This is a genomic window from Enorma shizhengliae, assembly GCF_009676995.1.
Classification (GTDB): Bacteria; Actinomycetota; Coriobacteriia; order Coriobacteriales; family Coriobacteriaceae; genus Enorma; species Enorma massiliensis.
Genome location: NZ_VTFZ01000001.1, coordinates 401,547 through 419,914, shown reverse-complemented (window position 1 = coordinate 419,914; position 18,368 = coordinate 401,547). Strand labels below are relative to the sequence as shown.

The 18,368-nt window shown below is 62.2% G+C and carries 14 protein-coding genes and 1 pseudogene; 1 reads left to right on the top strand and 14 read right to left on the bottom strand.

All coding sequences use genetic code 11. The annotated features are described in order from the left end of the window. The 11 genes from ilvB to ilvA all read right to left on the bottom strand — a co-directional run bounded on the left by ilvB (window position 1) and on the right by ilvA (window position 14,538). Entirely contained in the window at window positions 1-2,208 is a 2,208-nt protein-coding gene (gene ilvB, locus GJE22_RS01625; protein WP_235895722.1) for a biosynthetic-type acetolactate synthase large subunit, read from the bottom strand. Next, window positions 2,205-3,869: a dihydroxy-acid dehydratase gene (ilvD, locus tag GJE22_RS01620; RefSeq protein WP_144687239.1), complete on the bottom strand. Its 1,665-nt coding sequence runs from the start codon at window positions 3,867-3,869 to the stop codon at window positions 2,205-2,207. The genes ilvB and ilvD overlap by 4 nt, the downstream gene beginning before the upstream one ends. Window positions 3,870-4,525: 656 nt before the next feature. Further along, on the bottom strand, window positions 4,526-4,975 hold the full coding sequence (locus tag GJE22_RS10260) for a YdeI/OmpD-associated family protein (RefSeq protein WP_407923522.1): 450 nt from the start codon (window positions 4,973-4,975) through the stop codon (window positions 4,526-4,528). After that, window positions 4,948-5,790, bottom strand: coding sequence for a PHP domain-containing protein (locus GJE22_RS01610; RefSeq protein WP_144687240.1), 843 nt, complete (start codon window positions 5,788-5,790; stop codon window positions 4,948-4,950). Before GJE22_RS01610 ends, GJE22_RS10260 begins: the two co-directional genes overlap by 28 nt. A gap of 105 nt (window positions 5,791-5,895) precedes the next feature. Beyond that, complete coding sequence (locus tag GJE22_RS01605; RefSeq protein WP_144687241.1) at window positions 5,896-6,888, bottom strand: CehA/McbA family metallohydrolase domain-containing protein; 993 nt, start codon at window positions 6,886-6,888, stop codon at window positions 5,896-5,898. A 265-nt stretch (window positions 6,889-7,153) separates the two neighbouring features. Beyond that, complete coding sequence (locus GJE22_RS01600) at window positions 7,154-8,179, bottom strand: ABC transporter ATP-binding protein (RefSeq protein ID WP_144687242.1); 1,026 nt, start codon at window positions 8,177-8,179, stop codon at window positions 7,154-7,156. Then, window positions 8,179-9,009: an ABC transporter permease gene (locus GJE22_RS01595; RefSeq protein ID WP_144687243.1), complete on the bottom strand. Its 831-nt coding sequence runs from the start codon at window positions 9,007-9,009 to the stop codon at window positions 8,179-8,181. The genes GJE22_RS01600 and GJE22_RS01595 overlap by 1 nt, the downstream gene beginning before the upstream one ends. Continuing rightward, window positions 9,006-9,908 (bottom strand): ABC transporter permease, encoded by a 903-nt coding sequence (locus GJE22_RS01590; protein WP_218957866.1) that lies wholly within the window; start codon window positions 9,906-9,908, stop codon window positions 9,006-9,008. Before GJE22_RS01590 ends, GJE22_RS01595 begins: the two co-directional genes overlap by 4 nt. A gap of 65 nt (window positions 9,909-9,973) precedes the next feature. Further along, window positions 9,974-11,128 carry an ABC transporter substrate-binding protein gene (locus GJE22_RS01585; RefSeq protein WP_235895723.1) on the bottom strand — a complete coding sequence of 385 codons (1,155 nt, stop codon included), beginning with the start codon at window positions 11,126-11,128 and terminating at the stop codon, window positions 9,974-9,976. 344 nt (window positions 11,129-11,472) lie between these two features. Next, window positions 11,473-12,852 carry a PQQ-binding-like beta-propeller repeat protein gene (locus GJE22_RS01580; RefSeq protein WP_144687244.1) on the bottom strand — a complete coding sequence of 460 codons (1,380 nt, stop codon included), beginning with the start codon at window positions 12,850-12,852 and terminating at the stop codon, window positions 11,473-11,475. 465 nt (window positions 12,853-13,317) lie between these two features. Further along, window positions 13,318-14,538: a threonine ammonia-lyase gene (ilvA, locus tag GJE22_RS01575; protein ID WP_144687245.1), complete on the bottom strand. Its 1,221-nt coding sequence runs from the start codon at window positions 14,536-14,538 to the stop codon at window positions 13,318-13,320. A gap of 377 nt (window positions 14,539-14,915) precedes the next feature. On the opposite strand from ilvA, the gene GJE22_RS01570 reads away from it, so the two are divergent. Continuing rightward, window positions 14,916-15,734 carry an ABC transporter ATP-binding protein gene (locus tag GJE22_RS01570; protein WP_144687246.1) on the top strand — a complete coding sequence of 273 codons (819 nt, stop codon included), beginning with the start codon at window positions 14,916-14,918 and terminating at the stop codon, window positions 15,732-15,734. A 105-nt stretch (window positions 15,735-15,839) separates the two neighbouring features. Here GJE22_RS01570 and GJE22_RS01565 read toward each other — a convergent pair whose 3' ends face one another. The 3 genes and pseudogenes from GJE22_RS01565 to GJE22_RS01560 form a co-directional block, all read right to left on the bottom strand. Then, window positions 15,840-16,481, bottom strand: a complete 642-nt coding sequence (locus GJE22_RS01565) for a hypothetical protein (protein WP_235895724.1) — start codon at window positions 16,479-16,481, stop codon at window positions 15,840-15,842. 198 nt (window positions 16,482-16,679) lie between these two features. Next, a pseudogene (locus GJE22_RS10255) lies at window positions 16,680-16,745 on the bottom strand (zinc-ribbon domain-containing protein); the annotation flags it as partial. Between the two features lie 610 nt (window positions 16,746-17,355). Then, window positions 17,356-18,228 (bottom strand): MetQ/NlpA family ABC transporter substrate-binding protein, encoded by an 873-nt coding sequence (locus GJE22_RS01560; RefSeq protein WP_144687248.1) that lies wholly within the window; start codon window positions 18,226-18,228, stop codon window positions 17,356-17,358. Between the last annotated feature and the right edge of the window lie 140 nt (window positions 18,229-18,368).

Below are 18,368 nucleotides of genomic sequence, written 5' to 3'. Positions count from 1 at the left end.
TCACTCGCCTCCCTTCTGCGCAGCAACGCCGCGCGCAAGCCCGCTGCCCTCGGGACCGGGCTGCGGGCCGGCGGCAACGCGGGCGGACGCATCGAATTCATCGAGCGGCAGCGGCTCGGCCACGGTGCCCGCATGCTCGCCCGCCGGGCTCATACCCTTCTCGGTTACGCGCACGCCGCCGAGCGTCACATCGATCGCGCCGATGATATCGTCGATGGCCGCGCCGGGGGCCACCATGGGATAGACGGTCTGCGCCGTGGGAATGATGACATCCAGCAAGTAGGGGCCATCGGCGGCGAGCATCCGGTCGAGAGCATCACCGATCTGATCGGGGTGCGCGATGCGCTCCGCCTGCCAGCCGTACGCCTCGGCCAGCTTCACGAAGTCGGGGTTCGCCGTGAACTCCGTGCACGAATAGCGTTCGTGGTAGAACAGCCGCTGCCACTGGTGCACCATGCCGAGCGCGTTGTTGTCGATGACGAGCACCTTCACCGCCACGCCGTTACCGAGCGCCGTAGCCATCTCCTGGATGTTCATCTGGATGGAGCCGTCGCCCGCGATGCACACCACCTGCGCGTCCGGCCGCCCGATCTTGGCGCCGATCGCCGCCGGGAATCCGAAGCCCATCGTGCCCAGGCCACCCGAGCTGATGAACGTGCGACTCTCCTCGCGGTGCACGTGCTGGTGCGCCCACATCTGATGCTGGCCAACCTCGGTCGTGACCACGCTTTCATGGGGGTCGAGCTTGTTAGAGAGCTGTTCGAGCACCTGCTCCGGCGCGATGCGGTCGGGATAGTCGACGAAATCCTCGGTGTAGAACGGCCAGCGCTCGCGCCATTCGAGCACGGTCTCGACCCATTCTGCACTTCTTGGCTGGGCCTCAACCTTATCGAGTCGCGCGTTGATGGCCGCGACGACGCCCTGGGCATCGCCCACGATGGGCACCTGCGGGTCGCGCACCTTGCCGATCTCGGCTGGGTCGATGTCGATGTGAATGACCTTCGCGTGCGGCGCGAACTCGCTGAGCTTGCCCGTCACGCGATCCGAGAAGCGCGCGCCCACCGCAATGAGGAGGTCGCACTCGGTCACTGCCATGTTTGCATACTTGGAGCCGTGCATGCCCACGGGCCCTAAGTTGAGCGGGTTGGAGCAGGGCATGGCCGCCTTGCCCAACAAGGTCGTGACCACGGGAATCTGCATCTTCTCCGCGAGCTCAACCACTTCGTCGCACGCATGGCTCGACACCACGCCGCCACCCACCATGAGCAGCGGTCGCGTTGCCGCGCGGATATACTCGACCGCCTGCTTGACCTGCTTGGCATTGCCGCGATAGTTGGGTCGGTAGCTGGGGATGTCGATATGGTCCGGATAGCGGAACACCATCTGCGCGCCGGCGAGGTCACTCGGGATGTCGATGAGCACCGGGCCGGGGCGACCGGTCGAGGCGATGTAGAACGCCTCGCGGAACGTCTTCGTAAGGTCGTCGGTGCTCTGCAAGAGGAAGCTGTGCTTCACCACGGGCATGGTGATGCCTACGATGTCGGCTTCCTGGAAGGCGTCGGTGCCGATGACGCCGCGCGTGACTTGGCCCGTGATGACCACGAGCGGCACGGAGTCCATGTACGCCGTGGCGATGCCCGTCACCGTGTTGGTGGCGCCGGGGCCGGACGTCACGAGCACGACGCCCACCCTGCCGGTGGCGCGCGCGTAGCCATCGGCCTCGTGCACCGCACCTTGCTCGTGGCGGGCAAGGATGTGACGGATCTTCGTGGAGTCGTAGAGCGCGTCGTAGATCTTGATGGCCTGGCCACCGGGGTACCCGAAGAGCGTGTCCACGCCCTCGGCCTCGAGGCTCGCGATGATGGCCTGGGCTCCGGTCATGGTCTTGCCCTCGTGCTCGGTATGGCTGCCTGGCCCGAAGGGCTTACCGCTTATGGCGAGCTCCTTGAGCGCCAGCCGCTCGGCGCGTGTGGTACCCGCCGAAGGAGCGGCCTGCGCGGCAGTTACGCAGACATGCTGGCGAATATCGTCGGGCATGTCCGGCGTGCGCGGGCTCCCGGCGAGCGCTGTCGGCTGCCCAGCTGCCGCCCCTGCCGCCGGCACCCCCGTGCGCGCCGCCGGCGCGGCACCGCCCGCACGCTCCGCCCCGCCCTGGGCCGAGGTGCTGGCGGCACGCGCCGTCCCGCTCCGGTCGTTCGTGTTCGTCATGACAGATACGCCCCCTTATCTGCGCTGGTCACGAGCTTTGCATACCGGCTCAGCACGCCGGTGGTGTACTTGGGCGCGGGCGGCTGCCACGCAGCGCGGCGCTGCTTGAGCTCCGCCTCGTCCACCCGCAGCTCAAGCGATCCCGCCTCGATGTCGATGTCGATGATGTCGCCCTCTTCCACGAGCGCGATGGGGCCGCCTGCCGCGGCCTCAGGCGAGACATGGCCGATGCACGGACCCTTGCTCGCGCCGGAGAAGCGCCCGTCGGTGATGAGCGCCACGGACTTGTCGAGCCCCATGCCGCAGATAGCGCTCGTGGGCGTGAGCATCTCGCGCATGCCGGGACCACCGGCCGGGCCCTCGTAGCGAATGACCACCACGTCGCCCGGGTTGATCGTCCCGCCGAAGATCGCCCTGCAAGCTTCTTCCTCGCTGTTGAACACGCGCGCAGGGCCGGAATGCCGGTACATTTCGGGCGAGCAGGCGGAACGCTTCACCACGCCGCAATCCGGCGCAAGGCTGCCGCGCATGACCTTGAGGCCGCCGATGGGGCTATAGGCGTTCTCGATCTCGCGAACGATCTCTCCGTCCGCGGGCGGGCACTGGGCGATCCAATCCTTCATGCAGCCATGGCAGGTGCACGCCGTCTCGTCGAGCAGCCCCGCTCGCCCGAGCACGCCCAGAATCGCCGGGATGCCGCCCACGGCGTTGAGGTCCTCGATATGGAGCGGCCCCGCCGGCGCGATGCGCACGATGTTCGGCGTCTCGTCGGAGATGCGGTCCCAGTCGTCCATGGTGACGGGGCAGCCCGCCGCCTGCGCGATGGCCGTGAGATGGAGCATGGTGTTGGTGGAGCCACCGAAGGCCATGTCGAGCACCATGCCGTTGTGGATAGCCGCGGGAGTGAGGATGTCGAGCGCCGTGATGCCCTTTTCGACCAGGTCCATCACCTGCATGCCCGTCTGCTTGGCGAGGCGGATGCGCTCGGAATACACGGCAGGCACGGTGCCGTTGCCGGGAAGCGCCAAGCCGAGGGCCTCGGCCAGGCAGCAGATCGAGTTAGCGGTGAACATGCCCGAGCAGCTGCCGCACGTGGGGCAGGCGGTATTCTCGAGCCACGCGCACTCCTCCTCGGTCATGGTGCCCGCCGTAACCTGGCCCACGGCGTCGAAAAGCGTGTTCAGATCCGTCTGCTTTCCGCACTTATCATGCCCGGCGAGCATGGGCCCGCCGGAGACGAGCATGGTGGGGATATTCAGACGCGCCGCGGCGATGAGCATGCCGGGGACGATCTTGTCGCAGCTGGGGATGAGGACCATCGCATCGAACTGGTGGCCCTGGATAGCGCACTCGACGGAATCTGCGATGACCTCGCGCGAGACCAAACTGTAGTGCATGCCCTCATGGTTCATGGCGATGCCGTCGCATACGCCGATGGTGTTTATCTGCAGCGGCGTGCCGCCCGCCATGCGAACGCCCGCCTTCACGGCGTCGGCAATCTGTTGGAGGTGGAGGTGCCCCGGGATAACTTCGTTCTGCGCGGAGACAACGGCAACGAGCGGGCGCTCAAGCTCCTCGTCGGTAAGGCCATCTGCCTTGAGCAGGCTGCGGTGCGGCGCACGAGCCAGCCCCTTCTTCACGGCATCGCTTCTGAGTTCCATACACCCTCGCTTCCCTTTACGTCGGCGCGTGGCCAAACGGTTGGTGAAATTCAGGAAATGCGAGGTCATGGCGTGGGTTCGGCGATTGCTGCGGCGATTTCCGCGCGGTCGCTTGGCGGGGGCCCGTCGGGACCCTCACCTACTACCCAACCCTGCTCGATGCCCGTAACGGGGGCGCCGGCGCGGCATACTGACGAGCCTGCCGCGCGGGGGATCGCCCGGCGCAGACACGCGTTCAGCTGCACTGCTCGAGGGGGTGTTCCCAACCAGTCGCCGCGGGTTCTCACGCATCCCCGCTCGCTGTGGCACGTCCGGCCGGTACTCGCCCTGTCATCGCATTTGCTGAGTCCGGTAAGTGTCGCGCGCGTAGGCGAGCACCATGCGAGCGCCCAACAAATGAAACATTTTCGAAACACTTTATTCGGCGAAAGTGCTTCATGCGAGGACGAGCGGTACGGTGGCGATTTCTAGCCACAATCCCCAAACGTCACCCATGCAAAACCACGTTACATGTCGATGTACGCATTAAGCGCCATTTTTCAGCGGCTTAATGCGTATATCGGCATGTAACATCATCGACAATCGCAAGCGGGCGTCGTCATCCGTCCCCGACTCACGGAAGACGCTTCCTGTTGGCTTCCCAGAATATTCGCCCGCTACCGCCCCTTGGGGCGTGCGGTATCCGGCCAGGGCATACCTTTGTAGCGGTTGCCGGCTCGCAGCTCATCGAGCATCTGCGCGAGATGCGCCTGGCGCGTGGTCTCGCGCTTGGGACGCTCGATCCAGCTGATGTAGTCGTTGCGCTGATACGGCGGCCGACGAGTAGATCCACAATCTTTTCGGGCAAAAATGTGTCGAAACGGGGGCCTGCAGAGGCCGTTTTCGGTACATTCTTGCCCAAGTATGCGAGCGAACGTTCGGGAGAGCCGTGCGCCGTCCCGGTTGCGAGTCGCCCCGGTTGTGCGCCGCCCCGGCAGCGCCGCATCGCCACGCCCGCCGACGCTGCCCCGTCCCAACAGCGCCCCGCTCCGGCAGCGCGCCGCCCCGACAGCGCCGCCCCACCCGGCAACACGCAGCGCTACGCCACGATTGCCATCTGCTCCCACGAGCCGTCCGCGCGCGGCACCTCAACCGCCCGGTAGCCAACCGACGCCGCATGGTCGTACGCCCGCTCGATGCCCCAGCACAGATCGCCCGGCACATGGCCGTCGGAACCCACGGTGATGGGCACGTCCGCGCGGCAGAATCGCTCGAGCAAGCCCTTGGCCGGGTAATAGTCGCCCACGCCCTTGCGCCACCCCGCCGTGGAAAGCTCCACGCGTTTGCCGGTGTCGTGCGCACAGGCCACCATCTCGTCCCAGAGCGGCGCAAGGTCGATCGTGGGCGCAAAACCGTCGTTCACAAAGCGCATGGCGAGGTCCGGGTGCGCCATCGTGTCGAAGAGCGGGCACTCGCACGCGCGGCACCAGGTCTCTGCATAGCGCCGCCAAACCTCGTCCGGGCCCAACTCCTCCCAAATACGCCGGTCGGTCGAATCATCGATCCATGCGCCGCTCTCGATGGGCCCCAGCCAATGCACCGACCCCAAACGCACGAGCGCACCGGCGCTCCAGCGCCGGATGTTCTCCTCGCAGCCCTCATACCAATCGCACTCAAAGCCATAGATGTACTCGAGCTCAGGGTGCTCGGCTGCAGCGGCCGCGAACGCCGCGCGGTGCTCGGCAAGGCGCGCCTCGGGCACCTGGACCTCCTCGCCTGGATCCATTATGCGCGGCAGCGTAAGGTGGTCGGTCGAGACCATCACGCGGCATCCCGCCGCAACCGCAGCAGCCGCGTTCTCCATAAACGTACCGCCGCCGTCCGAGAACTGCGTATGGGTATGCGTGTCGACGATTGAACGGGCGGGCAAGGGCTCGATCATGCTCGGTCTCGCTTTCTCTAACAGTCTTCCGGAATCACCCGCTCCTCCCCAATGCCTCGCGCCCCATCAGGCGGGCAGCGTGGGAGCAGGCCGCGCGGAGCCGTGCTACGCCTCAGGATACAGCGGATTACTCCACGCCGCATGGCCCGTCGCATCCACGCACTCAAAGCGCAGGTACGTCTCGGTACCGTTCAACTCGAATTCAGCATACTCCAAGAGCGGGCCGCCAGCGGAGCGGTGCGTCTCGCCCACTCCCACCGGGCCTCCTGCAATAAGGCTCACACGTTCGCACGGGCTGCACGCTACCCAGGCGCGGCCATCGCGCACGCCCCAGTTCTCAATCGAAGGACCGCTCGACGCATAGAACGCCCCCTCCACAAGCGCGCGCACCACCGCGTCGCGCGTCAGCTCGGGAGCGGCGACCACCACCCAGCCGCCAAAGGAGTCGGGCAGCTCAGGCGCGTTGTGGTTATCGTCCGATGCCACACCGCCCAGCCGCTGTCCGCGGCGCAGCATAAGGTCCCAGAACAGCGTATCGTGCCCCAGCGCGCACTCCTCCACCGTGCCGAAGTTGTGTACCTCGATGGCAAAGCAGCCCTCGAGCCCCACGACGTCCGCTGGGTCCACGCGGCTCCAGATAGGATGGTTGTACATCACGGCACAGCCATGCGCGGCCAGCTCGTCCACCACCCGCTGCGCCACGGCGCGGCCATCCCAGCCGCCCCGGCATATCACCGGCTCCAGCCGCTCCATGTGCGCAAACCTGCGCGGTGCAGCGGCAACCATCTCGTCCGTACCCAAGATGCCGTGAATATGGTGCGTGGCCAGGCGCGTGCCCTTGCCGTCATCGGATACCAGGACCGCCGAAGCTTCGATGCCGGGCAGGATGATGAAGTCCTCCGTGTCAAAAGCACCGGAATAGTCGGTAAACAGGTCGTGGTCGGAAAGGCAGAGGAACTGGTAACCGTGCGCCCGGTGCTCGGCTACCGACTGCTCGGGCGTCCAGCGCCCGTCAGAGTTGACCGTGTGGCTGTGCAGGTTCCCCTTATAGCGAGGCAAATCCTCCGGCAGCCCCGTCTGATCGGCAAAATGCGTCATGGTTCATCCTTAGCTGAGATACCCGTGAGAAAACATCGACGTTGCTTCGGGGGGTGCGAGCGAACGTCTCGAAGGAGGCAGGAACCGACAAGAGGTTCCCCGCTCCGCTTCATCACCCCTCATCCCCAAAATGATAAAAGTAACCGGGTTCGTTTTCTCACTTGGCTCGTTGAATCACGCCATCACGCGAGCAGCGACGCATGCGCCAACATGTGCGCACACACCGCCGCCCGCGCGTCTGGAAGGAGCGTCTCCGCACGCAGCGCTACGCCGCGGCGGGAATGACCAGGCAATCGTGCTCGGGAATGGTCAGGAACACGTCGTCACCGGTATTGAACATGTGGAAGCTGCGGAAGAGCGCATCGACGCGCAGCACGGTGGCACCCACGCGCACGGTGTAGCGCAGCACGTTGCCGCGTGGCACGCTGTCCACGACCATGCCCTTGACCACGTAGCAGCCGTCGGCCTCGGCAGGGCGCTCGGCCGTGATGCCGATGGTCTCGGGACGGATGGCCACCACATTGCCCGCCGGTACCACCGTGCCGGTGAGCATGCCGTACTCCTCGGCGCGCAGCTGGTTGTAGCTGCCGATGAAGCTCGCCGCGAACTCGGAGACCGGGTTGGTGTACACCTCGACCGGGCTGCCGGCCTGCTCGATGCGTCCGTCATGGAAGAGCTGGATCACGTCGGACATGACCATGGCCTCGTCCTGGTCGTGCGTCACGAAGATCGAGGTCAGGTTGAGCTCTTGATTGATCTCGCGAATGCGCGACTGCAGGGCTTTGCGGAGCTTCGCATCGATGGCCGAAAGCGGCTCATCGAGCAAGAGCACCTTAGGCTCGGTCACAATCGAGCGGGCGAGCGCCGCGCGCTGCTGCTGGCCGCCGGAAAGGCTCGCGGGGTAGGCGCGCTCTTTGCCGGTAAGCTCGACCATGGCGATGGCCTCGGCCACCTTCTTGTCGATCACGTCCTGCGGGGTCTTCTGCATCTTGAGACCGAAGGCGATGTTCTGCTCGACCGTCATGTTGGGGAACAGGCTGTACTGCTGGAACACCATGCCGATGTTGCGCTTGCTCGCCGGCACGTTGGTGATATCCTCGCCGTCGAGGATGATGGTGCCCTCGGTAACCTGCTCCAGGCCGGAAAGGCAGCGCAGCAGGGTGGATTTGCCGCAGCCGGAGGGGCCGAGCAGCGTCACAAGGTCGCCCTTCTCGATACCGAAATTGATGTGATCAAGGACGGTGTTATCGCCAAAGCGCTTGACGACGTCGCGGAATTCAATATAGGCCATTACTTGGTCTCCTTCTGGGTAGACGAGTTCTGCAGCTTCAAAACCACCGCCGTCACGAGCGCAACCACCACGAAGATGACCACGACGATGGCGCTGGAAAGGCCGCTCGAAACGTCCATGTTCGCCTGCAGGAACACCTGGATGTTCTGGTAGTTGGTGCCCGCGATGTTGTTGGCAAGCACGAAGTCGCCGAAGATGATGCTCTCGGCAAGCAAGCTCGACACCAAGATGCCGGAGAGGATGTTTGGCAGCACCACCTGCACGTACGCGCGGAAGCGCCCGCAGCCGAGCATCTCGGCCGCCTGGATGAGCATCTCGGCATCGATCGAATTGAGCGCATTGCGAATGCCCTGGTAGATGTAGGGCAGCACCAAGATGGTGTACGCGCCGAACAGCATGAACAGCCGGTTGGAGAGAATCGTGCCCGTACCGGTGTAAAGCGAGATGATGCCGATCGAGAGGATCACGCCCTGCAGCGCATAGGGGATCATGCAGAGAAACTGCATCACACCCGCAAGCTTGCGATTGACGGCCACGACCACATACATGGCCGCAAGGATGAGCACGATGGTAATGATCACGCTCACGATGCACAGGATCAATGTGCGGCCTATGGACATCCAGAACGTAGTGTTGGAGAACAGCTCTACATAGTTGCGCAGCGTGAACCCGGACGGCAGGATGTCGGTCCATTCAACGAAGAGCGAATACACGAGCGTCACGGCGAACGGGATCAGCAGATACAGGGCGACGGCGCCCAAGAAGATCTTGCCGGCAAGGGAGGTCTTCTGCTTGGGCGCCGCGCTGGCAACGGCGTTCTTCTTGCTCATACGATCTCCCTCCCCTTAGCGGCGCGGCGCGTGAAGTAGTTGTTCACGAGCGTGCAGATGACCATGAGGGCAATGAGCACCATGGCGAGCGCGCCGCCCGTGGCGGCATCGGTCTGCACGTCACCACGGAAGCGCGAGGTGATCTGCAGCGCCAAGAGCGCGTAGTTGTTCATCACGAGCGCATAGGCCGTTGCGTAGGCAGCGAGTGCGTTGGAGAAGAGTACCGACAGCGTGCCCAGAATGGAAGGCATCAGGTTGGGGATCACGATGCGGAACCAGTAATCGAAGGTCGAGGCCTTGAGAATGGTCGCCGCCTCGCGCCACTCCTTGCGGATGCCCGCGAACGCCGGGATAAGCAGAAGCGTGGCCAACGGAATCTGGAAGTAGATGTACATCATGACCAGGCCGTCGGAGCCATAGAGGTTGAAGTTGGCGAGGAACGGGATGTTGAACTGTTCGCCGATGAGCGTGAGCACGCCGGCGTTGCCCATGAGGATCATGAACGCGAAGGCCAGCGGCACACCCGAGAAGTTCGACATCATGTTGAGGATCATGGTGAAGCCGTTGCGCACGCGCGGGCTCGCCTCGGAGCAGAAGCGCGCCGCAAGGAACGCCACCACGATGCCCACCACAGCAGAAAGCAGGCTGATCCACACGCTGTTCAAGATAGACTGCGTGTAGAGCGGCGTGGTGAACACGCGGATATAGTTCTCGAGGCCAAGCGCCTCAGAGTCGCGGCCGATCACCGAATCAAGGGCGAGCTGCGCCAAAGGGGCAAGCTCGTAGAGAATCACCACGAGGAAGAACGGAACGATGGCGATATAGCCCATCCAAGGACGGCGCTTCGCCGTCTTCGCCTTGCTCGCGGCGGCCGGCTCGACACCGGCATCTTGCTGCAAAACGTTTTCCATACGAACGACGGGGCGCGATGAATCCCGCCCCGTCTAGCTCCTTTCGAAGTTCCTTAGCCCAGAGCCGGGATAACATTCTCCTGGTACCAGGTGATAAGGTCCTGGCACACGCCACTCCAGACGGACTCGTCCACCGTCTGGACCTGATCACCGTACTGCTCGTCGGGCAGACGCATGGCAGCCACGTCCTCGGGCAGCTCCACGTCGCGGATGGGAGTCGCGTAGCCGCGGGCGAGGTTGATCTGGCCCTCGTCGGAGAGGATGAACTCGCGGGCGAGGCACGCGGCCGCCGGGTGCGGGGCGTACTTGTTGATAACGGTGCAGTAGCCCGACTGCACGCTCGCATCCCGCGGAATGCTCACCGTGAAGGAAGCGTTGGGGTTGTTCGTCTGAATCTGGTCGCGGTAGTTGAGCGAGTTGTAGTCCCAGTTGATGCAGACATCGATCTCGCCGGACTCAAGACGCGCGAGCGAGGCATCGGCGACATCGAGGCGGCCGGCCTCGGCAAGCTCGAGCAGGAAGTCATAGGCGGGCTGCATGTTGTCGATATCACCACCGAGCGCGTAGGCGGCGGCGAGGCTCGCGTACTGCGCCACAGCGGCGGCGGTCACGTCGCCCACGCAGACCGTGTAGTCGCCGTCGAGCAGGTCCTGGAAGCTCGTGGGCGGGTTGGAGACCGTGGCGTCGTTGGACATGAAGGAGATGGTGCCGTAGTAGCCCACGATCCAGTCGCCGTCGTCGTCCTTGGCCCAATCGGGGATCTCGTCCCAGTAGCTCGTCTTGTACTTGAGCGTGAGCTCCTGCTCCTCGGCCGTGGGGCCCCACGACTGGCCCACGTCGCCGATGTCTTTGGTGCCGTCGGCGCCCTCCTCGCGGAACATGGAGAGCTCCTCGGACGAGGACATGTCCTGGTCGGCGTGGGTGATACCGTACTCGGCCTCGATATCCTGCCAGGTCTCGACCCAGTTGGCCCAGGTGTCGGGCATACCAACGGACTGGATCTCGCCCTCCTCCTGCGCCTGCGCGATGAGGTCTTCGAGCGACATCTCGTTGTAATCAACAGCAGCCGCATCGCCGGAGCCATCGTCGCAACCGGTCAAGGCGCTGCCCGCCACGATAGCCATGCCGGCGCCCGCCAGCATGTTGAAGAACTGGCGGCGGGACACGCCGCGCTCCATCGCCACGCGCACGATCTTTTCTGTATCCACGTTTACTCCCATCGTCTTCACTGCTTCTATGGCTACATTGCAATAAACAGCAGGACAACGATATCGAAGGGAGGAACAGAGGATACCCCTTGCGCCGAAAGGCTTTCGCAAGGCTGACGGAATCTTACGATTAGCTAACAGATGCTGCGTTTTTCCTTTTCATGCGCGCGCGTCTGTAAAGAATCGAACGCAGGGGAATCGGGCGTCCCGGGAAAAGCCGATGCGACGCGAGCAGCAGTCTCTACGCATTGCGGCCTTATAAAGGAGCCCAGACGCGAAAAAGCTGCTACTCGCAATGCACGCGGAGAATCACAGGTAATGACTCTCTGCTGTTTGCCTGCACGCTACCCGAGCGCGATGGCATACAGGTTTTGCCTGTCGGTATTGCCCGACACCACATACGCTGTACCGTCCTCAACAAGCAACGGCTGATCCCAGGCCTGATGCGTCCTGTGAACCTCGGTGGTAAGCTCGGTCATTTCCAGCGCGTTTGGCAATTCGTCGAGCCCGATACGGTAGATACCCCCTTCGCCCAGATACACCGCCGATCCATCAACAAGCGTCGGAGTTGACTCGATTTCCCGCGCAGGAACCGAACCAACGAGCTCAAGCGTTTCCGCATCAAAGACGTTGCACGCTCCGTTGCTTGCGTCATGATCTGGGTCGAGCACCGTGCTCCCAGCACTTTCATCTATAGTCGGCGCGTTTACCAGCACATAGCCATCGAATACAAGTGGCATCGCACCAGAGGGTGTGCGTTTGTCATCATCAAGGCCGTCGGTCGAACAACTTATGTGCGCCTGCCCATCGCCATCGAATGCGACACGGCACAGCGTCCCTCGACGCGTCTGAAAATAGACAACGTCCCCAGCCTCTCCATCGTGAGAAAACCCGGTAGTAATCATATCGTCCACTTCGAGGTGCTGAACAATCTCGCCGTCAGCATAGCTCACCAGAAGACACGCCGCTTCGGTTCCCGCTGGAACCAACAACCCATAAGGGCTTGCGTAGGGGTACCCGCGATTACCCGAGGCGATGATTCGACTATCAACCGTTACGTTCCATTGCAGCGTTCCCGTACGTATGTCTATACAGGCAAGTCGAGATGTCGCTGCAAGTTCATACGAGGAGACCCCAATATAGGCATTTCCATCAAAGATGGCAAAATCGGTTGACTCCCAACCGACAACGATGGGCGGCTCTTGGTCGCTCCCCTCAAGCTGCGTTGCAACGTCTTCATCTTCGACGGAGATGACGGAGACGTTCCACCTTGCCTCCAGCGTATCGGCATCGAATGCTGCCACGCGACCCCATCTGCAAAACACGAGCACATAATCGCCGGCGAGCGCCAAAGCCTGTTCGATATTGCCCCAAGATCCATCAATGGCCTGCGTACACAGTAACTCGCCTGTAGCCTTGCTGTAGCTACGCAGCTCGTTGCCGGCGCCGATGAACAAGCGATCGTCGTTACCGTCGATTCGACTCGTCTCTGCCTGCCCGTTCACGATAACGGAAGCCCCGAGTTCTTCGCCGGATAAAGCACCCTTGCTTACGCAAACCTCAGCATTCCAATGAATTGGGCCTGCGACACGCTCCGACCCTTCATGTTGAGCATGAGAGGATTCACGACCCGAACAACTGGACAGAGCAGAAGCCGATAACAACCCAAGTGAACTGAGTATTCCAACGCATATCGCTGAGCGACGAGTATATACCGACTTCATGTTCTTATTCCAACTCGTACGTTACAGGATAGGCATCAATAACCGTCACGAAATCTTCGGCATAAACTTGAATATATCGCATACCTTCATGCTCCTTTCGACATGGCCCGCACCTCACCAGCCAAGACGGAAACATGACTTCTTAACTATATGCTTTATTCATCATATTATGATTATTATTATGCGAAAGGCGTGCATACAGCGCTCGGCGGTAGATGAAACGAGTCGTCACTGACCCCGAATTGACCACGTCATGATGCGTGGTGCAACCGATAAAAACAACCGAATCGATGCAGGAAAGGGCATTCATCAACCCGACAGCTTTCATCACTCCTGCTGCCCCAAACTCCCTCCATGGCGCGAGCAGCAGCCTCTACGCATTGCGGCCTTTCAAAAGCATGCCGAAATGTGCAGATGCCGCCGCCCGCTCCGTACGGGGCTTCTTTGCCGGCCGCTCCGGCTCCGTCACAGCATGGTGGCGCTGAGCTGCGGCTCGAACCCTGCTGCGCGCAACGCCTCCATAATCTGCTCCTTGTGCGAGGTGCCGTATGCCTCGATCGTCACGCGGAGCTCTACGGCGGCATTGCGATTGGTGCTCACGAACTGGTTGTGCTCGAGCTTGATGACGTTGCCGTTCTGCTCGGCGATGGCGCTTGCCACCTTCACGAGCATGCCGGGGCGGTCGGGCAAAAGCACGCTCACTGTGAAGATGCGGTCGCGCGCGATGAGCCCGTGCTGCACGACCGAGCTCATGGTGATGACGTCCATGTTCCCGCCAGAGAGGATCGAAACCACGCGCCGGTTCTCCGCCGGCAGGTGCTTGAGGGCCGCCACGGTAAGCAAGCCCGAATTCTCGACAATCATCTTATGATTCTCAACCATATCGAGGAACGCAACGATGAGCTCTTCATCGGGGACCGTGATGACGTCGTCCAGATTGGCCTGAAGATAGGGAAACACCTGGTCGCCGCATTCGAGCACCGCTGTTCCGTCGGCAATGGTGTTTGCGCTCGGCAGCTTCACCACATGCCCCGCCTCGAGCGCGCGCGTGAGCGAGGGGGCGCCTTCAGGCTCCACGCCGATCACGCGGATCTTGGGATTGTAGAGCTTGGCAAAGGTTGAGACGCCGCAAGCCAGACCGCCACCGCCCACCGGAACGAGAATGGTGTCTACGAGCGGCAACTCGGAAACGATTTCCATGGCAATGGTACCCTGGCCCGTTGCCACCACGGGATCGTTGAAGGGGTGGATGAACGTATAGCCGTGCTCCTCGGCAAGCTGCATGGCATATTCGCACGACTCGTCGTACACGTCGCCATAGAGCACGACCTCGGCTCCATAGCCTTTGGTGCGCTCGACCTTGATGAGCGGCGTCGTCGTGGGCATGACAACGATGGAACGCGCCCCGGCACGAGAGGCGGCAAATGCCACGCCCTGCGCATGGTTGCCCGCGCTCGCGGTGATGATACCGCGCTCCAGCTCTTCGGGCGCGAGCGTGCTGATCTTATAATAGGCGCCGCGCACCTTGTAGGCGCCTGTACGCTGCATGTTCTCGGGCTTAAAGAACACGCGGTTGCCCGTTGCCTGGCTAAAATGGGGGCTCTCCACGAGCTCGGTCTTTTGCGTGACTTCCTTGACCTTTTCGGAGGCCTGCTCGAAGGCGTCGAGCGTGAGCATCTCAGGCATAGGCGATTCCTCCTCTGGCATCACTGCTAGCATACGCGCCGTTTTCGTGGTATCTACGGTAGCACAGTGGAGCAGCGCCGCAGGCATGGGCCCCATCAAAATGCTTTGTCAGGGTCCGGATGGCTCCCTGGTGCAAAACTCTCGTCAAAGGATCGGATTTTTCTTCCCCGAGCGTGTACAAAGCAAATTGGGCCCACAGAAACAGCAGGTCAGAAGCTTGGCTCATGGAGGTATAGTTGCCCTGCACTCCAAAATTCGATCCTTTGGCGCGAGTTTTGTTTCCGCAGTGGCTTTGGCACCCCCAAATTCGACGTTTGTGCCACAATTCGTGTTGCTACGACCTTCCCCAGCCCCATCACGCTCGAATCGAGGTTTTCATGGCAAGCACAGCGCAACCGGCAGCAACCACGCCTCCCCTCTTCTCGCTGCGCGATGCGCGCGTCGTGCGGAGCGGACGCACCATTTTGCATGTGGACCATTTCGATCTTGCAGAGGGCGAGCACGTAGCGCTGCTCGGCCCCAATGGCGCAGGCAAGTCGACGTTCATCCAGTTACTCACGCGCGAGACGTTCCCGCTCCATCGCGAAGAGCCCCCGGTGCGCTTCCGCGGGCAGGCGCGGCCGCTGCTCTCCGATATCAAGCAGGCACTGGGCATCGTTTCTGCCACCATGCACGACCAAGTTCGCGTGCACCTGCCGGTAAGCGATATCGTGTGCGGCGGGCTTTTCGGCACGCTCGGCCTCCCCAACCACGTGCAAGCGACAGACGAGCAGCGAGCCCAGGCCCAAGACGCCCTCGACCGGCTGGGCATAGCAGATTTGGCCGAGCGCGACGTCATGACGCTCTCAACGGGCCAAGTGCGCCGCGTGCTCGTGGCCCGCGAGCTTATGAGCGACCCGCGCATCCTGATTTTCGACGAGCCGTGCACCGGCCTCGATCCCGAAGGCATGTACCACGTGCGCAACACGATGAGGCTCCTGGCAGACGAAGGGCGTTCGGTCGTGCTCGTCACGCACTATCCTGAAGACATCATCCCGGCAATCGAGCGCGTGCTGCTCATCAAGGACGCCGAAGTATTTGCCGACGGTCCGAAGGGGGACCTGCTCACCAGCGCAACGCTCTCCAACCTCTTCGGCGTGCCGCTTGAAGTTGAAGAGCGCCACGGCTGGTACTCGCTCCAAGGCCGCTACGAATAGCAAAAACGGCGGAGCCCGCTGGCTGGGTCCGCCGTTTTGAGAACTCGAAGCCGGCGTTGCTCGAACGCCGGGGTGACTACGGCCTAGAGCAGCCGCAGCCGCGAACTAGTCCTTGAGCACGAGCGACGAGAGGGTGCCCGCTGCGCCAAGCACAATCGTCACCACCGCACCATAAGCGGGAGCCATGAAGGGGCTCAGCAGCGACATCGTGAGGTTTACCGAGCTTGACGAGCTGGAGTACGATGCCATGTCGGAAATCAGCCCTTCGACGATGCCGCCGAGCACAAACGAGCCGATCGTGCACACGAGCGCCACGACCGCAGTACCCGCAAGCGCGAAGAAGAGCACCGCGTCAAAGCCGCGGAACAGCCTGAGGGCAACGCCCACAACCAGCGCCACAATGCAGATAACCCATAGAGCGAAGAGCACCTTCGTGACGAGAGACACCGTTCCGAACGTGCTGACCATTTGCTTCATTTGAAGCAGCGAGGAGTCGGTTGCGCCGTACGAGCTGTAGAGCGAGACCTGTTGCGCGCCCGCATCGGCAATCGAGCCGACCGTATTGCCTAAGGTGAAGAGCTCTGGCATGGTCACGGAGGGACTCACCGATTGCACGATCGCGGTTTCCATTCCCGTAAAGCCGCCGGCACCCGATGCAACAGCTGCGTTGAGAAACTTATTCACGAACGGGAAGCTAAACCAAGCCTGAAACATGAACACGAGGGCAAGCACGGCAGCAAAGATCATGACCGCCGAGCGCCTGCCCAGCGCCCTGCCCGCCTGCGCATGTGCGGTTGGGGCCGTCGGAAACGTTCTGGCGGCGCTGGGAGCGCTTTGCGTAGCAGGCGCCTGGGATGTTGGCACTTGGGCAGTAGACGCTTGGGCAGCAGGCATCTGAACGACGGGCGCCTGAGCTGTTGCCTGGGCGGCAGGCGCCTGCAGCTCTCGTCCGCACACCGCGCAAAACTTACTGCCTTCTGGCTGCTGGGAACCACAATGTGGGCAAAACATACCGACCCCTCCCTGCGCCCCTGCGCATAGTTCTCGTTACCGGTATTGTACGCGCTGAAAGCCGCTGCCGCCATCGCGCAATCTTAGCAGCAGCGTCCTCGTGTGCGCGTTCGTTCCCTGCAGTACCGCCCCCTTGTACGGAAAGACGTGATCAGCGCCTGCGCGCACGTTCGTTCCACTTTTGGGAATATCTTTTCTTACGGCCCACCGGCAACGCATCGCATATCACGAAAGTCGCAGGATTCGGCTCCGCTGGAAATGCTTGTCGGGCCCTACGCGAAATAGATGTTCCCAAAACTGAAACGAACGGCGTTTCTTTCTCAAACACGAGGGGCTGGCGACTCTCTTTGGCACCAAGTGCGAGGCCCGATCAACAAAGAGCGCGCCGCAGTCCATGAGCACGCGAGCCAAGAACGGCCGCAAGAGACCCCGTCCTTAGCTCAAGCGCAGTTCCACAGCAAAAGGGCCCCATACGTCGCTCAATTACCGTAGATGCGCTCGTACGTGGCAGTCCAAACACAGTTCCACAGCAAAAGGGCCCCATGCGGGGCCCTCTTGCGAAAAACCATCCTGTCGCCGGACATAGGCGGGCTTCTGCAAGGGGAACCCCTTAGAAGGCCGCCTGCACCGCGTCGCCAAAGGTCTCGACCAGGTAATCCTTGAAGTCGTCGGTCTGCAGGGCCGCCACGAGCGCCACGATGCGCTCATCGTCCTCGAGCTCCGGCGTGGTCACGATCACGTTCGCGTACTCATCCTGAATGACAGCGGAGTTCGCATCTTCCTGGGCCACAGCGTCCTCAAGGGCAAGGCCAGCATCGATGGCATAGTTACCATTGATCACAGCAAAGTCCACGTCGTTCAGCGTGCGAGGCAACGCCACCGCCTCCTGCTCGGAGAACTGCAAGTTCTTGGGGTTATCGACGATGTCGTTCGGCGTAGCGGTAATGCCGGCGTCGTCGGCAAGCGTGATGAGCCCAAGATCCTGCAGAAGCAGCAGCGCGCGGCCCTCGTTAGTGGGATCGTTGGGCACGCCAAAGGTGGCTCCGTCGGCAACGTTCTCGATATCGCTCGACTTTCCCGCGAACACGCCCATCGGCTCGAAGTGAATCTTGCCCACATTCACCAGGTCGGTGCCATTCTCCTCGTTGTAGTTATTGAGGTAGTTGATGTGCTGGAAATAATTGGCGTCAATGGCACCGGAGGTGGTGTCCTTGTTGGGCTGGATATAGTCCGTATACGACTTGACCTCGAGCTCGATGCCCTGCTCCGCGAGAATCGGCGCCGCGTAGTCGGTAAGGATCACGGCGTGCGGGCTCGGCGAGGCGCCCACGATGAGGGACTGGGTGGCAGCTGCGCCGGAGCCAGCCGCGGAACCGGTCTCGTTCGAACCGCCGCTGCAGGCAGCAAGCGAACCTGCGGCAACGAGCCCAGCGGCGCCTGCGATGAACGAGCGACGGGAAATGGAAGCATTCTGGAAGTTCATAATCTTCTCCTTTACTAGTTGGTGAGTCATTTGAGACGTTTGGAACACGTCCCCAAATGATTGAGGCGTTTTAAACACGTCCCAAAATGACTCAAAAAGCCTCGGTCAGTGTCAAATAGGGACTGTCCTTAATCTGATAT

Coding starts and splice junctions, on each gene's coding strand:
- ilvB (WP_235895722.1), bottom strand. CDS start 2,208: ATGACGAACACGAACGACCGGAGCGGGACGGCGCGTGCCGCCAGCACC.
- ilvD (WP_144687239.1), bottom strand. CDS start 3,869: ATGGAACTCAGAAGCGATGCCGTGAAGAAGGGGCTGGCTCGTGCGCCG.
- GJE22_RS01610 (WP_144687240.1), bottom strand. CDS start 5,790: ATGATCGAGCCCTTGCCCGCCCGTTCAATCGTCGACACGCATACCCAT.
- GJE22_RS01605 (WP_144687241.1), bottom strand. CDS start 6,888: ATGACGCATTTTGCCGATCAGACGGGGCTGCCGGAGGATTTGCCTCGC.
- GJE22_RS01600 (WP_144687242.1), bottom strand. CDS start 8,179: ATGGCCTATATTGAATTCCGCGACGTCGTCAAGCGCTTTGGCGATAAC.
- GJE22_RS01595 (WP_144687243.1), bottom strand. CDS start 9,009: ATGAGCAAGAAGAACGCCGTTGCCAGCGCGGCGCCCAAGCAGAAGACC.
- GJE22_RS01580 (WP_144687244.1), bottom strand. CDS start 12,852: ATGAAGTCGGTATATACTCGTCGCTCAGCGATATGCGTTGGAATACTC.
- ilvA (WP_144687245.1), bottom strand. CDS start 14,538: ATGCCTGAGATGCTCACGCTCGACGCCTTCGAGCAGGCCTCCGAAAAG.
- GJE22_RS01570 (WP_144687246.1), top strand. CDS start 14,916: ATGGCAAGCACAGCGCAACCGGCAGCAACCACGCCTCCCCTCTTCTCG.
- GJE22_RS01565 (WP_235895724.1), bottom strand. CDS start 16,481: ATGATCTTTGCTGCCGTGCTTGCCCTCGTGTTCATGTTTCAGGCTTGG.
- GJE22_RS01560 (WP_144687248.1), bottom strand. CDS start 18,228: ATGAACTTCCAGAATGCTTCCATTTCCCGTCGCTCGTTCATCGCAGGC.